Source organism: Yersinia enterocolitica, assembly GCA_002082245.2.
Taxonomy (GTDB): Bacteria; Pseudomonadota; Gammaproteobacteria; order Enterobacterales; family Enterobacteriaceae; genus Yersinia; species Yersinia enterocolitica_E.
The window spans coordinates 2,669,666-2,687,894 of the sequence record NBTC02000002.1; the positions used below are offsets into that span (position 1 = coordinate 2,669,666).

Consider the following 18,229-nt stretch of genomic DNA (forward strand, 5'->3'; position numbering starts at 1 on the left):
AATTAATAAGGATATTACTTTTATGTGTAATCCAATTTATATTCTCGGTACTGCTCTATCGCATGATGGCTCAACATGTCTAATGAAAGATGGCAAAATTATATTCTCGATTGAGAAGGAAAGAATATCCCGAGTAAAACATGATGGATTTAATGATAATTCAACTATTCAATATTGTTTAGATGCTGCGGGTATTGAATATAAGGACCTCTCATTGATAGTAGAACAAAACTCTTATAATCCATTATTTAGCCAATCATTAGAACAGCGGAAAAATAGGGTTTTACCCCCCATGGTGCCGATCATCACACTTTCTCATCACTTGGCACATGCCTACAGTGCCATAGGAACATCACCTTTTGATGATATGGGTATTGTGGTTATTGATGGCCATGGAGGTAGCTTAGACAGTTGTAATGACATTGTTGAGGATATCAAAGGTGCGAATAGTATCCACGTTAACAATCGTTACCGTTACTGGGAAACATGCAGCTACTACGTTTATCAAGATAGTAAAATCAAGCCTATCTTCAAAGACTTCTCCAGGTGGGTTAATCGAAAGAATCGCAAAGACTATCCTGTTTCGAGCTGGGAAATAGAAAATTCTATTGGTGAGTTTTATGAAGGGATAGCGCTGTATATTTTTGGCGAGCTGGATTGCGCAGGTAAGTTGATGGGATTAGCCCCTTACGGAAGGCCGAATGTAATCGATTGGATACCGTTCTACTTCGATTCCAGCAAAGTGGTGTTGCGTAGTGACTGGTGGGCAAAAATAGACCCTCTGTTAAACTCTGGTCCTACTCATTTTCGTGACAACTTCCAATATTACGCCGATTTAGCCTATTGGGCGCAAACCAAACTCGAGGAAGCACTGTTTTATCTGTTCAGCCATTACTACCAACTTTATCCTATGAAAAACTTTGCTTATGCCGGAGGGGTTGCATTAAATGCCACCGCAAATGAAAAGCTCATTACTAATAGTGAGTTTGAGCGTCTCTATATCCAACCTGCGGCGGGAGATAACGGGCTATCAATTGGTTGTTGCTATTATGGCTGGTTGGAAGTGCTGAAGAAAGAGCGAGTAAAACACTCTGGCTCAACATACTTTGGCAAAAAATATGATGATATTAGTGTTATGGCAGAGCTTGAAAAGCATGCCGATAAAATTGAATATACTTACTATGATGATATTGAAGCTATTGCCGCAAAATCCATCGTGGCAGGTAATGTTATTGCCTGGTTCCAAGGGGAGTCTGAATTTGGCCCTCGCGCTTTAGGAAACAGAAGTATCTTAGCGGACCCCCGTAACCCTCGAATGAAAGATCATATTAATACTAACGTTAAATATCGCGAGGATTTTCGCCCTTTTGCTCCTGCCGTTTTACATGAAAAAGCGAATGACTATTTCGACTTGAACCATGATAGTGATCACATGCTATTTATTGCCTATGTCAAAGAAAAATATCGAGCAGCACTACCTTCGATTGTCCATGTAGACGGTAGTGCCCGCGTGCAAACTGTCAAAAAGGAGATGAATAAAAAATTCCATACCTTAATAAATTATTTTTTTGCCGAGACTGGCGTGCCTATATTACTAAATACCTCTTTGAACACCAAAGGAATGCCAATAGTGGAAACCCCTAAGGATGCCGTCAATTTATTCTTAAACTGTGGGCTAGATTTCCTGTTCATCAACAATTACATGATATACAAGAAAAACACGTCATTAATCTCTTTGTATTAATACAACTGTAAATCATATCTGTATGTTAAAAATATGAGGTTTCTATGCATGAAGATAAATCATCTATTGGTGATAATAACAGCCTAAAAATTGGCATTATCCATTTAATAACCGAAGGCGTACAACTTTTTGTCGGCGGAGTAGGTTCTTATATCAGAGGGCAAATTATGGCATTACCGGAGGTAATTAAATTACTGGCTGATAATAATATCAGCTTAGAACCTCATTTTATTGAAATTGCCTCCAGTAAATATAATTATTTTTTTGACACCAGTAATTATGGTTATTTTATTAACCAAATTCATAATATGGGGGGGACCTTTTCAACTGTACCAGACATGACATTGGGGAAAGGCGTTGATTGTTCATGGCCCTACGGTGATGCTTTTCTTGGTAACTTACAGAACTGGCAAATCTCCTCTGCTGCAGGGGCGGCAAAAATTATTGATCTCAGTAGCCATTACGATATCACTCTGGCCTTTTGTCATGAATTGCCGTTTTCGTTCACGCCGCTAATTGCTCGTTTGCATGCGGCTATTGAGAAACGTAATCTAAAAATTATCTATATTTCCCATGGCACGGCATTTAATCATGAAATGCCATTACCGAATCCTGAACGTATTATGGCTGAATCATTGGCTGTTCACTGGGCCAAGATTGATTCTAATATCAAGCTCGGTAATATCAGCAACTTCCTGGCAATGCACTTAGTGGCACAATACGGTGCTGACCCACAATCATTTATACCGACACCTGCAGGAATAAATATCAATGACCCCTGGTTTCGAATACGCAGTGATCAGGAAATCAGTGACACACTCTCATCACACGGAATATCGCTGGATCACTCATTAGCTATCACTTTAGGCAGAGGGGTTCATTACAAACGCCATGATCTGTTGCTCAGAGCAGCCTGTTATCTGGGTAATGATATTCATCCCGTTATTATGAGTGACCCGATTTTGCCGGAGTTATCTGCCTTAGCGAGCCGACTCGATATCTCTGCCTCTCTGATCAATTCTTTTGATCGCGAACTAATGGCATGTCTTATTCAATGGCGTAATACGCGGGTTTGCGTTCTTTCTGCTGAGAATGAACCTAATGGATTGATTCCGATGGAATCACGTTGGCTGGCCAGACAGCAGGGAGCATTGTTAATTGTTGCCGACTCCGGCGGTTTGAGTGAGCAAGTTGAACATGGGATCGATGGGTTCCTTCACATCCCCGGGAACGCAGCAAGTTTAGCGGAAATAATACGCCAGATTTGCCAATTAACCGACGGCGAAATAGATAAAATCAGACAAGCCGGAGCTACATTAATAGAAGAGCGCTATAACTGGCGAAACCAGATTTTGTCTCCACTGAGATATCTGATTCCGCAAATTGCAGCTCTGGACTGATGCAGAGCTACAATGTTCAGTTAAGCATTTTGGCGGTGATTTTTTATTGCAGTTTCAGTGCCCCGATTGCGGTATCTAATATTGCATTTTGCCCATTACGGCTGGCTTCCAGGCAACCCATGGCACCGACTAACATTGGAATATCCAACTCTTTAGCCAGAATAGCGCTATGAGACATGATATGCCCCTTGCTTAAACAGATGCCTTTTACCTGCCGGTGGTTCAGCCCAACCATTTGTGAAGGCAATAATTCCTCGGCTAATAATATAATTTCACCACTAACTGAAAGAGAAACTGGTGGTAGCCCGGTCAAATGGCCCAATGTGCGGTTAAGTATATCGCGGATATCTAATTCCCGAACGCGTAGATACTCATCATCCAGAGCCAGATAATCTTCCACCATTGTCATCAATTCATCCTGCAATGCCGATTCTGCACAAACTAACTGACGCTCTACGCGCGCATCCAGCGCCTGATGCAGTTCCCCATCATCAATCAGCATCACATGAGCGTTAAAAATAGCCGCTGCTTCAGGGCTAATCTGCTGTTCTGCCTGTTGTGCCAACTGCTGCAAATCAGCCACAGTTTGCGCCAACGCCTGTTGTAAACGCCGCTGCTCTTTAGCTACCTGTTCAGCATTGATTGTTTGAGGTAAAAAAACCGGAATGGCGGGTAACCATTGCAACAATGGTGCACTAATCGCGCCACGAGGCACCATGACACCAGTAAATTCCCCCTCACTGGTGGTGGTGACGAATTCGCCAAAATGTTGCCGCGCCAATTGCATAAAAGCATCTAGCGCCTCGCCTGCTTGCTCACCACTGGCCAGCAAACGAATGGTATCACCTTTACGAACTTGCAATATTGCGAGCTGGTTCAGGCTGCGTGGATTCACACACTGACCATTTTTTTCCAGCAGTAAATCTGCCGCGAACGGAGCCAATGCTTCGACCAATTTAGCCGCCGGTCGCACATGTAACCCGTTAGGATTGCGCACCACCCAACTGACACTCTGAGCATCCGCTGCCGCCTTAGCCACCGCATTACTGGCAGGTACCACGGCTTCTTCCCCTAGCTGAGTGGCTTTCGCTATCAACGCCCCCATTGCTTCAGCACGGACGTCGGCAAGTGAAGCGCCAGATGATGCAGCGACGACAGCAGCGAGAGTCCCTTCCACCAGTGGTGCGGCACAGAGTTGCACATGTTGCGCCATATCGGGGTCTAATAGCTCCAGTGCCGTTTCTGCGCTGAGTAAGGCACTGCCTAAATCCATCAAAACCAGTACCCCAGATGGGGTGTAAACCGACTCAATGGCTTCCATCACTTTAATGGCATCCGTGCCAATAGGATGATCCAGGTCGTCTACACCGGCAGCAACCGCTAACTGGCAGCTCCCTTGTGTCATTTGCTGTGCCAGTTCGGCCACACCCTGAGCCAGCAGCGCGCTATGAGAAACTACAACGAGATTGACCATCTTTCCTCCTGATAAACGTGTCAGTCCAGCCTGATTAATGACTGGCAACCTGCCATAACGCCTGCATCATCAGCATGGCTGATGTTGCCCCTGGGTCCTGATGACCAATACTCCGTTCGCCCAGATAGCTGGCACGGCCTTTGCGGGCCTGCATAGTAATAGTGCCGGCCAATGCTTGCTGGGCACGTTCAACGGCCTGCTGCAATGCATCTACCACCGTGACTCCCTGCTGATTTGCCTGTTCGAGTTGCGCCACTACCGCCCACCAAACATCACACATCGTTTTATCGCCCGGTTCCGCTTTACCGCGCATCACTACCCCTTCCACTCCATCTTTAAACATCTGACAAACCGCCGTCAGATCGAGGCTCTGCTTAGCATTCGTGCTTTGTGCTGCGCGAATAAAAAACGTGCCAAACAGCGGGCCGCTGGCGCCGCCAACACTTGAAAGCAGTGTCATACCGGTATTTTTCAGGATAAAACCAATGTCTTTATCGGCAAAGGTCGGTAACTTTTCGACCACTTTATTAAAGCCGCGATTCATGTTCAGGCCGTGGTCGCCGTCGCCGATTTCAGTATCCAACTGCGTCAAAAAATCTCGCTGCTCGCTGAAAACTTCAGCACATAACTGTAACCAACTGACAATTTGTTGTTTGGTGAGTCCCATGTTCTTCTCCTGGCGCATTGTTTTGTAAGATTATTTTCAGCACTTGTGCTGAATTAAACTCAGTGATTCGGGTTGGTGAAAGTCGCGCATCCCTGCGGCTTCAAGTACCAAGGAGATATCAGCAACCCCAGCGCAGCGCGGGGGTACTTACTGGGGCATCCCACAATGACAGGAGTTCATCATCAACTTTCAGCACGGTGATGGACATACCCTGCATATCCAATGACGTACAATAAGAACCAATCAATTTACGCTCGATGGTCAAACCGAATTGTGTACAGCACTCCGCCAGACGGTGCCAGACACCATAAAGTTCCGATAAGGGGGTCGCGCCAAGGTTATTGACCAGAACAATGACCCGATCGCCTTTGGCTAAGGGTTGCTTACTCTGGCGCGTCTCGTTCCAGTCACCGGCTTGTCGATCCCAGTGGCGTAATGTGCGCTGATAGCTGCCGTGATCAATCAAGGTCTGGAACATGGCGTCTACCGTGTTATTCAGTGAAGTAAATGGCCGACGCTCAATACCCGGTTCGCCATGGATACCCACACCAAATTCCATCTCATTTTCAGCCAAAATAAATGACGGCTTACCGGCAGCGGGTACAGTACAAGCACCAAGCGCGATACCAATAGAATGCCCCTGATTATTAATTTTCTGCCCCAGTAGTGCGCATTCATCTAATGAATCACCACGTGCCGCAGCAGCACCGAGTAATTTTTCTATAATGACCGTGTTCGCCACCCCACGCCGCCCGGCGGTATACAGGCTATCTTTGACCGCCACATCATCGTCTATCACTAAGGTAGCAACAGCGGTGCCACCGGCATGCAACAGCTCGGCGGCAGTTTCAAAGTTTAGAATGTCGCCAGTGTAATTCTTAATTAGCATCAGCACACCTGGCCCACCATCAATGGCTTGGCCGCATTCATACATTTGATCGGGGGTCGGCGAGGTAAAAATCTCACCCGGGCAGGCGCCATCCAACATGCCTTCGCCAATAAAGCCACAATGCATCGGTTCGTGACCACTGCCACCACCGGACATCAATGCAACTTTGCCACTCACTGGCGCATCTGCACGGGTGATGAAAAGGGGCTCTTGATGTAATGTTAGCTCAGGATGCGCCGCAACCAGCCCCTGAATTTGCTCCTGTAACACACTCTCAACGCTGTTAATTAATTTTTTCATTTTATGCTCCGCGAACGGGAATGGCTGGAGAACAGAGCTGCCGATGATGAGAAACACCGGCAGACTCGGTCGATTTTCAACTCAGAACGTATTTGCCGCACAGATTAGTTGAGGAAAGCCTGACCCAAGCGGTCAGCTACCATAATTGCAGCATAGACACTGTCAGGTGTGACCTTGAACGGCATGTTGTGGATGGTTTCTCCCTCAGCACAGCTGGCCTTGGCGACATCATGGATCTTGCGTTCAATATCCTGAGAAACGCCCATCTCAGCCAATGTGATTGGTAAACCCAGTTGCTGGCAGAATGAGAGCACTGTCTCGATCTCTTCCATGCTGCTGTTCTGTAATACGAGCTGCGTCAGGGTACCAAAGGCCACTTTCTCACCGTGATACAAGTGGTGGCACTCATCTAATACGGTGAAACCGTTATGAATGGCGTGAGCGGCCGCCAGACCACTACTTTCAAAACCAATACCGCTCAGATAGGTATTGGCTTCGATAATACGTTCAACCGCTTCGGTCACAACACCCGCCTCTACCGCCAGTTTGGCTTTATAGCCCTCCGCCAGCAGGGTTTCGTAACACAAGCGAGCCAGTGTAACTGCCGCTAATGTCGATGCACCACCAGCCATACTGATAGCTTTAGCATCAAAACAGGCTTGTGCTTCAAAATAAGTAGACAGCGCATCGCCCATACCAGCGACCAGCAAACGTACTGGTGCTTTGGCAATAATGGTGGAATCCATCAGTACGATGTCAGGGTTTTTCGGGTAAATCATATATTCAGCGAACTTGCCCTGTTCGGTATAAATAACGGATAAGGCGCTGGTCGGGGCATCGGTAGAGGCAATAGTAGGCACCACAACGACAGGGATATGCTGATAGTGAGCAATCGCTTTAGCCGTATCGAGGGTTTTCCCGCCACCGATACCAACCACTCCATTACAGCCGTGCTTTTTCAGCTCAACCGTCAACCGCTCAATTTCGTGACGGGAACATTCGCCATTAAAGCGGCTGAAATGATGTTCCAGCTCACTGGCTTGCAGGCTGGAGCCGACGGTATCAGCAGTCAGCTTCATGACGAAATCATCAGCAATGATAAAATAGTTATTAGCCAATAACTTAGCAAATTCACCAATGGACTGTAATGCATTGGCACCTTGAATATATTTGGACGGAGATTGAATGACTTTCAGCATATCTTGCTCCTGTAGCGTAAGAGATAATGTAAGAATAAATAATTTTTAGGGTCAATTTGATGAAACTGCATCCACTATAAGCGCAAAAAACAGGCTGAGAACCAACAGTTAAAACGTTCCATTATGAAACTCCGTTATCTCAGCATGGTTTCATATTGGAACGATAATGCCGTAACACAGGGACAGGAAGAGAAGTGGCGCACAGAAGCCGCCAAACAGTGTAAGAAGGTAAAATAGAAATAGGTTTACGCGCGATAGGCACCAGCCATAAAAAAAGCCACCCCAATAAAAGGGGCAGCTTTAGTCATTCTCGGTAGTGCTAACGCCACACTAACCGTTATTCACTGACGGGTTCGTCACTCACTTTCTCTTTAGGTTCTGGATTCATACAACTGTAAATCACTGGTAACACCAGCAATGTCAGCACCGTTGCAAAGCCCAGACCAAACATGATGACCACCGCCATACTCTGGAAGAAAGCATCACTGAGCAGCGGAGCCAGCCCCAGAACCGTGGTAAATGCCGTCAACATAATAGGCCGTAAACGGGCGGTAGAGGCATCAATAATAGCTTCGCGCAGTGGTTTTTCCTGTCGCTGTAAGCCTATCTCTTCCACCAACACAATGCCGTTACGTATCAACATACCACTCAGACTTAACAGCCCCAACAAAGCCATAAAACCGAATGGAATCCCCGTCAACAGGAAGCCTACCGTGACACCAATTAATGCCAGTGGCACCGTCAGCCAGATCGCTATAGCATTGCGCACCGAGCTGAACATCAATACCGTTACGATGAACATAATCAGGAACGCGATCGGCAAACTGGTGAAAATACCCCGTTGTGCTTCCTTGGTACTTTCATAGTCACCGCCCCACTCCAGTTCGTATCCGCGCGGTAACTGAATGGCTTCCACACCCGGTTTGATACGCCGCAACAGTTCAGCAGAGGTCTCACCGCCTTGTTGGGTCGGATCCGTTTGTACCGTCAGCGTCCGCTTGCGATCCAGGCGCATAATGAGCGGATCTTCCCACTCGGTTTCAAAACTGGTGACAACGTTATCGATCGGGATAAAGGCCAGGCGCGCCTGACTCCATACCATCACATCATTCAGCCGTTCTGCATTAAGCCGTTCTGCATCCGGTGTGCGCAGTACAATCGGCATTAAGCGAGTGCCATCACGGTATAATCCTACCGGCAGGCCACCAAAGCTCATGCGCAATGTGCCATCAACTTCGCGTTTATCTACCCCCAGTTCGCGCCCCAGATAGTCGGAGAATTGTGGCCGGATCATTTTGCTACGATCCTGCCAGTCATGCCGTGCACCATCTGCCATCGGATCAGCAATGATCGCTTTTTCCGCTTGCGCTGCCAGGGTTCGTAACACTTCAGGATCCGGGCCAACAAAGCGTGCTTCAATGGAACTGTTGTTGGATGGCCCAAACATGATGCGTTTTATCTGCGCATCAACCTGCGGGTATTCGTCATGCATATAGGATTCGATTTCATCAATCAAACCCGGTATTTGGCTGAGGTCCTCGGTACGAACCATCACCTGCGCATAGTTAGGATAACGACGTTGAGCATTGTAGGTCAGCATAAAGCGCATTGCGCCCTGACCAATCGTCACCATGGTGTCCTCAACCCCTTTTTGCTGCTTGATATACTGCTCAACCTTGTTCGCTATCCCTTCGGTGTAATTGATATCAGTACCATTCGGCAGCCAGATATCAACGAAGAAGATTGGCGTATTAGAGGGCGGGAAGAAGCTCTGGCGAACATGACCAAAACCCACCACCGATGCCACTAACATGGCCGCCAGCAGCACCAAAGTGATACTGCGATGTTGCAGTAATTTATTCAATATCACCCGATAATAGCGGAATAACCACCCATCATAAGGTTGTCTGGCCGGCTTATCGGCATCCACTTTCGCCGGTTTCTGGTTTTGGAATGCCCACTTAGCAAAGACCGGTGTTAGCGTCAGTGCCGTGAACCAACTTAACATCAGCGAGATCAACAACACCTGGAATAACGATTTACAGTATTCACCCGTTGCATCATTGGACAGGCCGATAGGTGCAAAGGCCAGAATGGCAATGATAGTCGCGCCTAACAACGGCATCATTGAGCGCTTCACCACATTGCTAATAGCGGTAAAGATGCTTTCGCCTCGCTGGCGACCAACAACGATACCTTCCACCACCACAATGGCGTTATCCACCAACATACTTAGCGCGATAATCAGCGCCCCTAACGACACTCGCTGTAGCTCGATATTAAATAGCCACATAATGAGCAACGTACCCAGTACGTTAAGTGCCAACGAGATAGCAATCACTATACCGCTGCGCACCCCCATGAAAATCAGCAAAGTGACCACAACAATCAATAGTGCCAACAGGAAGTTAAGGATAAAACCGTTAACCGCCCCTTCAACTTCATGGGACTGATCATAGAACACGTTGATATGCATACCTAACGGGCGTTCACCGTCAAGCTGCGCCAGCCGGGCTTTAATCGCATTACCTACGTTTACCACGTTGACATTCGGGGCAAACGAAATCCCCAGTGCCAATGCAGGTTTACCGTTGGCACGATAAATATTGGTCGGTGAATGGCCAAAACCTTGAGAGACAGTAGCGATATCACGCAAATACACGCTTTTCGGGCTGCCGGGCTGACTTACCAGTAAATTCCCCAGTTCTTGTACACTTTGGAATTCACCGGTTGGATGCAAACGAATAGACTCACTGCCCACCTGCAACTGGCCCGCATCGGACACCACATTCTGGCGGCTCAGTAAATCGGATAACTGCTGTGGCGTGATACCTGCGGCGGTCATCTGGGCACGAGAAATCTCCACCTGAACTTCTTCAGGCAGAATACCCACAATACCCACTTTACCTACCCCGGGTACCAGTACCAGTTCACGTCGCAGTTGCTCGGCAAAATTACGTAAATCCTGGTTACTGTACCCCTCTCCCGTGAGTGAGAAGAAGAAGCCATAAACATCGCCAAAGTCGTCATTGACCATCGGCGCACTGGCTCCCGGTGGCAAACGCACACTGTTATCGTTGATTTTACGCCGCAGTTCATCCCAGATTTGCGGTAACTCATTCGCGCCATATTGTGCGCGAATATTGATAGTTATTTGTGATAAACCGGCACTGGAAATAGAAGTGACGTCGTCAACATAAGAGAGTTCCTGAATGGCATTCTCCAATGGGAGTGTGACTTCCTCTTCTACCTGCTGTGCTGATGCACCATCATAACGGGTGACAACTACCGCCGTTTTGATGGTGAAGGCTGGGTCTTCCAGCCTGCCTATATTGAGATAGGCAATAATGCCACCAATACCCAGCAACAGAATCGTTAGCCAGATACGGGTATTATTATTGATAAAATTGTCAGTCAGCTTCATCAGAGACCCCGCTCACGGACCCAAGCCCGGACAACCTGATTTGGGCGAAGCTCACCGGTACCTGCGGAGACAATCTGCTCGCCATCAGCCAGACCGGAGGTGATTTGAATACCGTTGGCGGTCAATTGAGCTACCTGAACTTTGCGCTCTTCAACATGCATCTGACCATCATCATTCTTGATAACCCAGACTCTTGCATCATTCAATTGGGCAGTGTCTGGGTTAAACACGGCTTCCACTGGTACGATAATCGTCGGATGATCAGTGCCAGACAGATTGCCAGAGTTGATTCTTACCCGGCCACTGATACCTGAAAGCAATGGCATATCAGCCGGGCGCTTCATCGTCAGTGTCACCTGGAAAGTCTGTGAAGCAGAGGTGGTTGAGGTGGTGTGTTCTTTATACTCAGCAATAAATTCGCGCCCCGGCATATGATTAAGTAATACCGTTGGTTTGTAGTTACGATTGCTGATATCCAGCGTAGTAAACAGGCGCTCCGGCACACTGAACACCACATCTAACGTATCCAATGCACTTAATGTGGCAACCGCCTGACCTGGGGCCATGACCTGATGGTTACGCACATTCACATTGGCAATAATGCCATCAAAAGGTGCGGTAATAGTTGCATCACTAAGTTCTTTTTGTGCAATTTCCAAGGACGCACGCGCCGATTCCATCTCAGCACGACGTACATCCAACTCAGCACGAGATACCGCCCTTTGCCCTTGCAAGGTATTGAAACGGTTAAACTGATCGCGAGCCAGATTAAAGGTAGACTGACGATCCCTGACTCGTAGGTTCAAATCCGTATCATTCAGTCTGGCAATGACTTGGCCTTTTTTCACCTGCTCACCTTCACGCACCAGCAACTGTTGCAATTGCCCACTTCGCTTAAAGGAGAGCTGAGTTTCATCGCCAGCTTGTAATCGCGCTGGAAAATAGCGAGTGCCATTTTGCCCACTGTCTTCAACGGTAAATATTTTTACCGGGCGCACACTTTCTGCGACTTCAGGGGGAGTTCTGTCGCAAGCAGCGAGAAGAAACGTTAATAGCAGAGTGATTACTGTTTTTATCTTCACTATAAGATCTCGTTGAGTCAGATTTTAATAATTATTGCAGATTAATTATTCACACTTCTTTATCTGTTTTGGGCTTCACTTTTTTGTGACAGACGGCGCACCAGCGCTCTTATTAGTGTGATTAATAATCCCCCGGTAAACATCCCTAGAAAATAGATCAGCACAATTAGCACCGAAATGGGTAGTGTTATTTGCATGGAAAGTAAAGATAAGTTCACTAGCCCGCTGTTTTGAAATACAAAAAGCGTCATCAGGGTCACTATCAGCAAAAAGCACACTAAATACACGTATTTCACTTGATCACCCTTTTCATCTTAGTTCATCATTTCTCGGCTTTAAAAACGTAATGTCGTGCTTTCTTGCCAAATACAAATCTCTGGCTGCTAAAACAGAGATAGCCAATAGCGAAATAGCACTACTCTGCTACTCACTATCAGCTATTTTTTAAGAGCAACTGCGCTATACCCTATATAATTCGAGTTGCAAGAAGGCGGCAATTGAGCGAATCCCGATGAGCTTACATAAGTAAGTGATTCGGGTAAGTGCGCGCAGCTAATACCCCTGTGGCTTCAAGGCCGAAGGACATCCCCAAAGTCATTGGAGCCACAGGTAGGCAGCCAGCAAACGAATCCCGATGAGCTTACATAAGTAAGTGATTCGGGTAAGTGCGCGCAGCTAACACCCCTGTGGCTTCAAGGCCGAAGGGGATTAGTAGTCGACGGCATCCCGGATGATTGGACACGTCATACAGTGACCGCCCCCACGCCCACGGCCTAATTCACTGCCGACTATCTCAATCACTTCGACCCCTTCTTTACGCAACTGGGTATTGGTTTTGGTATTACGGTCATAGGCCAGCACCACACCTGGTGAAAGAGCAACCATGTTATTACCACTGTCCCATTGTTGACGTTCTGTATCGTAATCATTACCTTCGGTCTCAACCACACGCAGTTTTTTCAGGTTAAGCGCGCCAGCAACTACTTCAACAAAGGTGCCTTTATCACGACTTAACTTAATGCCGGTCGGGCCATTATCAGGGCGCAGTGAGAAGGTTTGGATCTGATTAACAATCGCCGGATATAACGTCACTACATCACGGTCGCAGAAGGTGAACACGGTATCCAGATGCATAGCGGCACGCAATTTAGGCATGGCCGCGATCATGACGCGCTCCACCTGCCCTTCGCTATTTTTAAACAGCGATTGCGCCAACTGCGTGATTGCCTGATGCGAAGTTCGCTCACTCATGCCGATTAACACGGTTTTATTACCGATTGGCATCACATCACCGCCTTCCAGCGTCGCAGTGCCGTGGTGCTGCGTCGGGTCACCCCACCACACTTTCACATTGGCGTCACCAAAGTCCGGGTGGAATTTATAGATAGCCGTGGTGAGGATGGTTTCTTCATGACGCGCCGGCCAATACAGTGGGTTTAGTGTCACACCGCCATAGATCCAGCAAGTGGTATCGCGGGTATACAGTGTATTGGGCAACGGTGGTAACAAGTATTCAGTAATACCAACCGCTTCGCGGATCAGCTTCAACTCTTCTTTGTCACATTTACCGTCTTTATGCAGTTCGGTGGTGGACAAGCCGCCAATCAGCACTTCAGCCAGCACGCGCGGCTCCAGGCTTTCCAGATAGCTGCGGGTTTCTTGCAAAATGCCCAATGACACTTCATTCGGCACAATTTGCTGATCCAAAATCCACTTTTTCGCCGCTGGAATGGCGACCGTTTCAGCCAGCAGATTATGCATCTCAACCACATCAACACCGCGTTCACGCATTTTGGTCATAAAATCAAAATGGTCGCGCTTGGCTCTCTCTACCCACAGGACATCATCAAATAATAATTCATCACAATTACTTGGCGTCAGGCGGTTATGGGCACGTCCTGGGGCGCACACCATTACTTTATGTAACTTGCCGACTTCAGAGTGAACACCAAACTTAGGTTTAGCGTGAGTTTTCTTAGCTTTATCTGACATAAGAACTCCAATAAATTATATGGTGATAATCCCGGTAGCAATGCTATAAATCGCAGCCACCGCAGCAACAATCAGAACAATAAACAGTATTCTTTCATAGGAATTAAAGGCTTTTTGATGCTGTTCACGTTTGGCAATCAGATACAAAATAGTGCCCGGCCCGTAAATAATGGCCGACAACAGCACGTATTTCAGGCCGCCGGCGTAAATCATCAGAGCAGAGTAGAAAGTCGCAATGATGGCAAAAATCAAATCTTTTCTATGACCACGGTTATTCGTTTCGTAAGTCTCACCGGTCCATGCCAATTTCAGGCCATAAGCCCCTACTAACAGATAAGGGATCAGAGTTAATGAACTGGTTAATTCCAGCGCCAGTTGAAAAGCATAATCAGTAAACAAGGTGAGAATTAAGAATATCTGTATAAAGATGTTGGTCAGCCAAACCGCTGCTGAAGGCACAGCATTGCTGTTTTCAGTCGCGAAGATTTTTGGCATGCTGTTACTCTTAGCCGCCGAAAACAGCACTTCCGCTGCCAGTAGTGACCATGATAAATAAGCACCCAACACGGAGATAATCAGACCCACACTGATAAATATTGCCCCCCAGCGGCCGACTATCGCCTCTAACACCCCAGCCATTGATGGCTGGCGTAATGCCGCCAAATCAGGGCGCAGTAACACGCCGTAAGACAACATGGTGATCAATACCAGCAGGCACAGCACACCAATAAAGCCCAGAACGGTCGCGATACCAACATGGCTACGTTCTTTGGCATAACGTGAATAAACACTCGCACCTTCGATACCCAAGAATACAAATACTGTGACCAGCATGGTGCTACGTACCTGAGAGAATAGAGACTCAGGTTCAACTGACGTGGTGATTGCCGCCGCCGCATGACCAACATAGCCATAGTCATTCAGATGGGATAAATCAGCACCTTTAATCACATCTGGCGTACCCCAGAAGTTCAGCGCAAAAACATCACCTTTAAAGGCAAAAATCAGTACGATGACGAAAATGAAGATTGGAATTATTTTTGCGAAGGTGGCGATGGTATTAATTGCTGCAGCTTCTTTAACGCCGCGCAATATCAGGATATGGAATCCCCACAAGATAACGGAGGCAATTAACACCGCCGGAATAGTATTACCATCACCAAATATAGGGAAGAATGCCCCTAACGTTGATTTGATAAGAACAAAATAAGAGACGTTACCAATACAGGTACCGGCCCAGAAACCTAATGCAGAAGCAAAACCAAGATAATCCCCGAAGCCCTCTTTTGCGTAAATGAATACACCAGAATCGAGATTAGGTTTACGCTGCGCTAATGTTTGAAAAACAAAAGCCAGCATTAGCATCCCACCCCCCGCTATACACCAGGCGATAAGTGCGCCAAACCCACCGGTTGCTCGTCCAAATGTTGCCGGCAATGAAAATATACCGGCCCCGATCATTGAACCGACCACCAAAGAGGTAAGGGCCGGTAAAGATAATTTATTCGTTGTTGAATTGGCCATGATGCTCTCAATGACATTGGATAAATTAAGTTAAATGTAAATTCTGCTTATCCTACAAACAGATTCACCCAGACCCACTTATCAATATAAATACATAGTTATCATAGCTTCCTTTAAAACTATTGCATAATGCCGGGAAAGTAGACCAAATCTTACAATATGTAAATTCTTGATAAAATTATCACATACATCAGAATTTTGTAACAGTGTTCAAAGTCATCATTTTGTATATTCAGAAAATGACATTTCAGTTTAATTCACTGCAATCCACCTATTCTATTAGCATAGAAATCTGTTTTTATTAGACGGATCATTTAAGATGATTCCAGTACCCGCATTAATTTAATAATAGACATATGAACGAGAGTCCCTGCCATCTTGCGGACTCTCGTTCTATGAACTAAGCTTATAGATTAACCATTAAAAATATAATTTAAATATCCTTAAATTTCAATAAGTTAAAAATAATCCATTCCATTGTTAAAATAGGCAATGTCTTATTAAAATTCTCTATTAGCTCACATTTACTCCCCTATATCCGCCATCAATCAGACGCAGACAATCAGATGACAGCCACATTTATATACTCCGTTTTAATTTTTATAAAACGGATGTAATAGTTTTTTAAATCATTATTGCGTAGTTACTATTAGAGATAAAATCAATAAAAATCGTATTATTACAATAATTATTTAGATTTCATTTAGATTTCATTTAGATTTCATTTAGATTTCATTTAGATTTCATTTAGATTTCATTTAGATTTATTGTGAACATTAAATATTCGATTTTTACATCTAGTCAAGTGAAAATCGTCACTTGATAACGCCAATAAATCACATAAAACCAGTGCTTTAATTTTAAAAAATCAAAAAACACAGAATCAATCACCAGTAAAAAAGTGCTTTAGATAGCGAATATATTCATCTTTCCCATAATTTCATTAGGAACATTGATATTTAATGTCGAAATATCTTACCATTTATAGGGTTATAATGATGAAATCACGTAGGAAAAGCCAATTTTTCCTCTTATTATTCCTACAATGTATAAGAAAGCGTAAATAAAATACGTATATTTAGTGTGTAATATGTACATTTTATTAAAGACCTCCTATTTCAAATAGAGATGTCAGCCTTTCCGTTAAAATTCACTTTTTAGCTTCAAAGCATGCATCATCATGACGGAATCAACAAAAACGGCCCCCATTAGGAGCCGTTTTATAGCACGTCAAATTAGCAGAAATGTGTAACTGTTATGTCAATTGCTTATCCGATACATGCTGCGTCTCTGTCACTGAATAGCCCGCCAAAATTGCTACGAAGATCATAAATAGATGGCCTTCAGATGAGTCCAGCAGGAATGAATTAAAGAAATTACACGCCATATAACTGGTCAATACAGCCAGTAGTACATTGCGTAAAACCGGTGTTTGTTGCCAAATAACGCGATAACAACAAACAATCCATGCCAAAAAGATAATTAAGCCAACAAAGCCTGATTGGATCGTTTCCAACAGATATTGGTTGTGTGGATTATTGATTTTGTAATTGATCTCTGGGTTCTCATAATAGAAGCCGCCAGCACCGTGCCCCAGAATAGGTGACTCTTTAATTAGCCGCACCGCTTCAATGGCAAAGGCCGAACGTTGCCCCATCGAACTACGACAAGCATCATTTACATCATCCGCAGACGCGGCCATACAGACTTTTATCTCATCGACACCCTGCACGATACGGTCGGTCGCTTTATTGGGTATCAGTAGTAGTGCAGCAAAGGCTATCGCCCCTAACACTACCAATAGCCAGCGTTGGCGGCGCCCCAGAGAGAAGAATAGCCATATCCCTAGCCCAACAACTAATGCCACATAACCGGTTCGCCCCAATACCAAGAACAGAATACTGTAGCTCGCCGCTGCCACCAGCAAGCCATACCCCCAGCGTTTCCAGCCCTGATTTTTAAAGGCCAGTGCCAGCCACAACATGGCGGCCAAAGCCATAAAGAAGTTTTGGGTAATTTGCAGTTTAAAGATAGTCGGATTGGTTGGATCTACATTGCCAATGGGAATGTGCAACACCCCAACGGCCAGTGTTCCGGCTAATGCCACCGCGTTAGCCGCTAAGAAGCCGATTCCAAACAATTTTATCAACCGTGGTTGGTTGATAAAAAACAGGGCTAACGGTAATACATAAAGAAATTTCTTATCTTTACCCACCATATCCGGGCCATAACTGTTGTGATGAAACAGTAGTGACAATGCCAACAATGCAAACATCGCAGCAGGCAGGTAAACCAACGGATTCGTCAGTAATGGTTTGAATTGCAATGTGTTGCGATTAATTATCAAACAGATCAGGATTAAAACCAGCGAGATATTGATCAGTGGGTTGGATGTCGGTAAAGAGATACCTAGCAGCAATGCTGCAATACCCCCCAGCATTTCACTACGGCGGTTGACCGTGAAAGCGGCCGGTGAAGAAGTCGATGGGATTGTCATAATTCTCTCAGCTTAAGCTGGTTAGCGGAAAATAAGG

General features: G+C 45.8%; 12 protein-coding genes. 2 read left to right on the forward strand and 10 right to left on the reverse strand.

What is annotated here, in order from left to right; genetic code table 11:
* The first annotated feature begins 22 nt into the window (after positions 1 to 22).
* Complete coding sequence (locus A6J66_013645; protein ID PNM25135.1) at positions 23 to 1,744, forward strand: transferase; 1,722 nt, start codon at positions 23 to 25, stop codon at positions 1,742 to 1,744.
* 194 nt (positions 1,745 to 1,938) lie between these two features.
* Positions 1,939 to 3,144, forward strand: a complete 1,206-nt coding sequence (locus tag A6J66_013650) for a glycosyl transferase (GenBank protein PNM27011.1) — start codon at positions 1,939 to 1,941, stop codon at positions 3,142 to 3,144.
* 43 nt (positions 3,145 to 3,187) lie between these two features.
* Here A6J66_013650 and A6J66_013655 read toward each other — a convergent pair whose 3' ends face one another.
* From A6J66_013655 to A6J66_013700, 10 genes are all read right to left on the reverse strand, one after another.
* Complete coding sequence (locus tag A6J66_013655; protein PNM25136.1) at positions 3,188 to 4,618, reverse strand: dihydroxyacetone kinase subunit DhaM; 1,431 nt, start codon at positions 4,616 to 4,618, stop codon at positions 3,188 to 3,190.
* Between the two features lie 34 nt (positions 4,619 to 4,652).
* Positions 4,653 to 5,285 (reverse strand): dihydroxyacetone kinase subunit L, encoded by a 633-nt coding sequence (dhaL, locus tag A6J66_013660; GenBank protein PNM25137.1) that lies wholly within the window; start codon positions 5,283 to 5,285, stop codon positions 4,653 to 4,655.
* 118 nt (positions 5,286 to 5,403) lie between these two features.
* Positions 5,404 to 6,531 (reverse strand): dihydroxyacetone kinase subunit DhaK, encoded by a 1,128-nt coding sequence (locus tag A6J66_013665; GenBank protein PNM25138.1) that lies wholly within the window; start codon positions 6,529 to 6,531, stop codon positions 5,404 to 5,406.
* Positions 6,532 to 6,578: 47 nt separating this feature from the next.
* Complete coding sequence (gene gldA / locus A6J66_013670) at positions 6,579 to 7,673, reverse strand: glycerol dehydrogenase (protein ID PNM25139.1); 1,095 nt, start codon at positions 7,671 to 7,673, stop codon at positions 6,579 to 6,581.
* A 337-nt stretch (positions 7,674 to 8,010) separates the two neighbouring features.
* Complete coding sequence (locus A6J66_013675; GenBank protein PNM25140.1) at positions 8,011 to 11,097, reverse strand: AcrB/AcrD/AcrF family protein; 3,087 nt, start codon at positions 11,095 to 11,097, stop codon at positions 8,011 to 8,013.
* On the reverse strand, positions 11,097 to 12,179 hold the full coding sequence (locus tag A6J66_013680; GenBank protein ID PNM25141.1) for an efflux RND transporter periplasmic adaptor subunit: 1,083 nt from the start codon (positions 12,177 to 12,179) through the stop codon (positions 11,097 to 11,099). The genes A6J66_013675 and A6J66_013680 overlap by 1 nt, the downstream gene beginning before the upstream one ends.
* A gap of 59 nt (positions 12,180 to 12,238) precedes the next feature.
* Positions 12,239 to 12,475 carry a DUF1049 domain-containing protein gene (locus tag A6J66_013685; GenBank protein ID PNM25142.1) on the reverse strand — a complete coding sequence of 79 codons (237 nt, stop codon included), beginning with the start codon at positions 12,473 to 12,475 and terminating at the stop codon, positions 12,239 to 12,241.
* 412 nt (positions 12,476 to 12,887) lie between these two features.
* Positions 12,888 to 14,171, reverse strand: coding sequence for an arginine deiminase (gene arcA / locus A6J66_013690; protein PNM25143.1), 1,284 nt, complete (start codon positions 14,169 to 14,171; stop codon positions 12,888 to 12,890).
* Between the two features lie 15 nt (positions 14,172 to 14,186).
* Entirely contained in the window at positions 14,187 to 15,695 is a 1,509-nt protein-coding gene (locus A6J66_013695; GenBank protein ID PNM25144.1) for an amino acid permease, read from the reverse strand.
* 1,255 nt (positions 15,696 to 16,950) lie between these two features.
* Positions 16,951 to 18,192, reverse strand: coding sequence for an O-antigen ligase family protein (locus A6J66_013700; protein PNM25145.1), 1,242 nt, complete (start codon positions 18,190 to 18,192; stop codon positions 16,951 to 16,953).
* Between the last annotated feature and the right edge of the window lie 37 nt (positions 18,193 to 18,229).

What these genes read in the sequence shown, in the direction of transcription:
- A6J66_013645 (PNM25135.1), top strand. Translation starts at nt 23, where the DNA reads ATGTGTAATCCAATTTATATTCTCGGTACTGCTCTATCGCATGATGGC.
- A6J66_013655 (PNM25136.1), bottom strand. Translation starts at nt 4,618, where the DNA reads ATGGTCAATCTCGTTGTAGTTTCTCATAGCGCGCTGCTGGCTCAGGGT.
- dhaL (PNM25137.1), bottom strand. Translation starts at nt 5,285, where the DNA reads ATGGGACTCACCAAACAACAAATTGTCAGTTGGTTACAGTTATGTGCT.
- gldA (PNM25139.1), bottom strand. Translation starts at nt 7,673, where the DNA reads ATGCTGAAAGTCATTCAATCTCCGTCCAAATATATTCAAGGTGCCAAT.
- A6J66_013675 (PNM25140.1), bottom strand. Translation starts at nt 11,097, where the DNA reads ATGAAGCTGACTGACAATTTTATCAATAATAATACCCGTATCTGGCTA.
- arcA (PNM25143.1), bottom strand. Translation starts at nt 14,171, where the DNA reads ATGTCAGATAAAGCTAAGAAAACTCACGCTAAACCTAAGTTTGGTGTT.
- A6J66_013695 (PNM25144.1), bottom strand. Translation starts at nt 15,695, where the DNA reads ATGGCCAATTCAACAACGAATAAATTATCTTTACCGGCCCTTACCTCT.
- A6J66_013700 (PNM25145.1), bottom strand. Translation starts at nt 18,192, where the DNA reads ATGACAATCCCATCGACTTCTTCACCGGCCGCTTTCACGGTCAACCGC.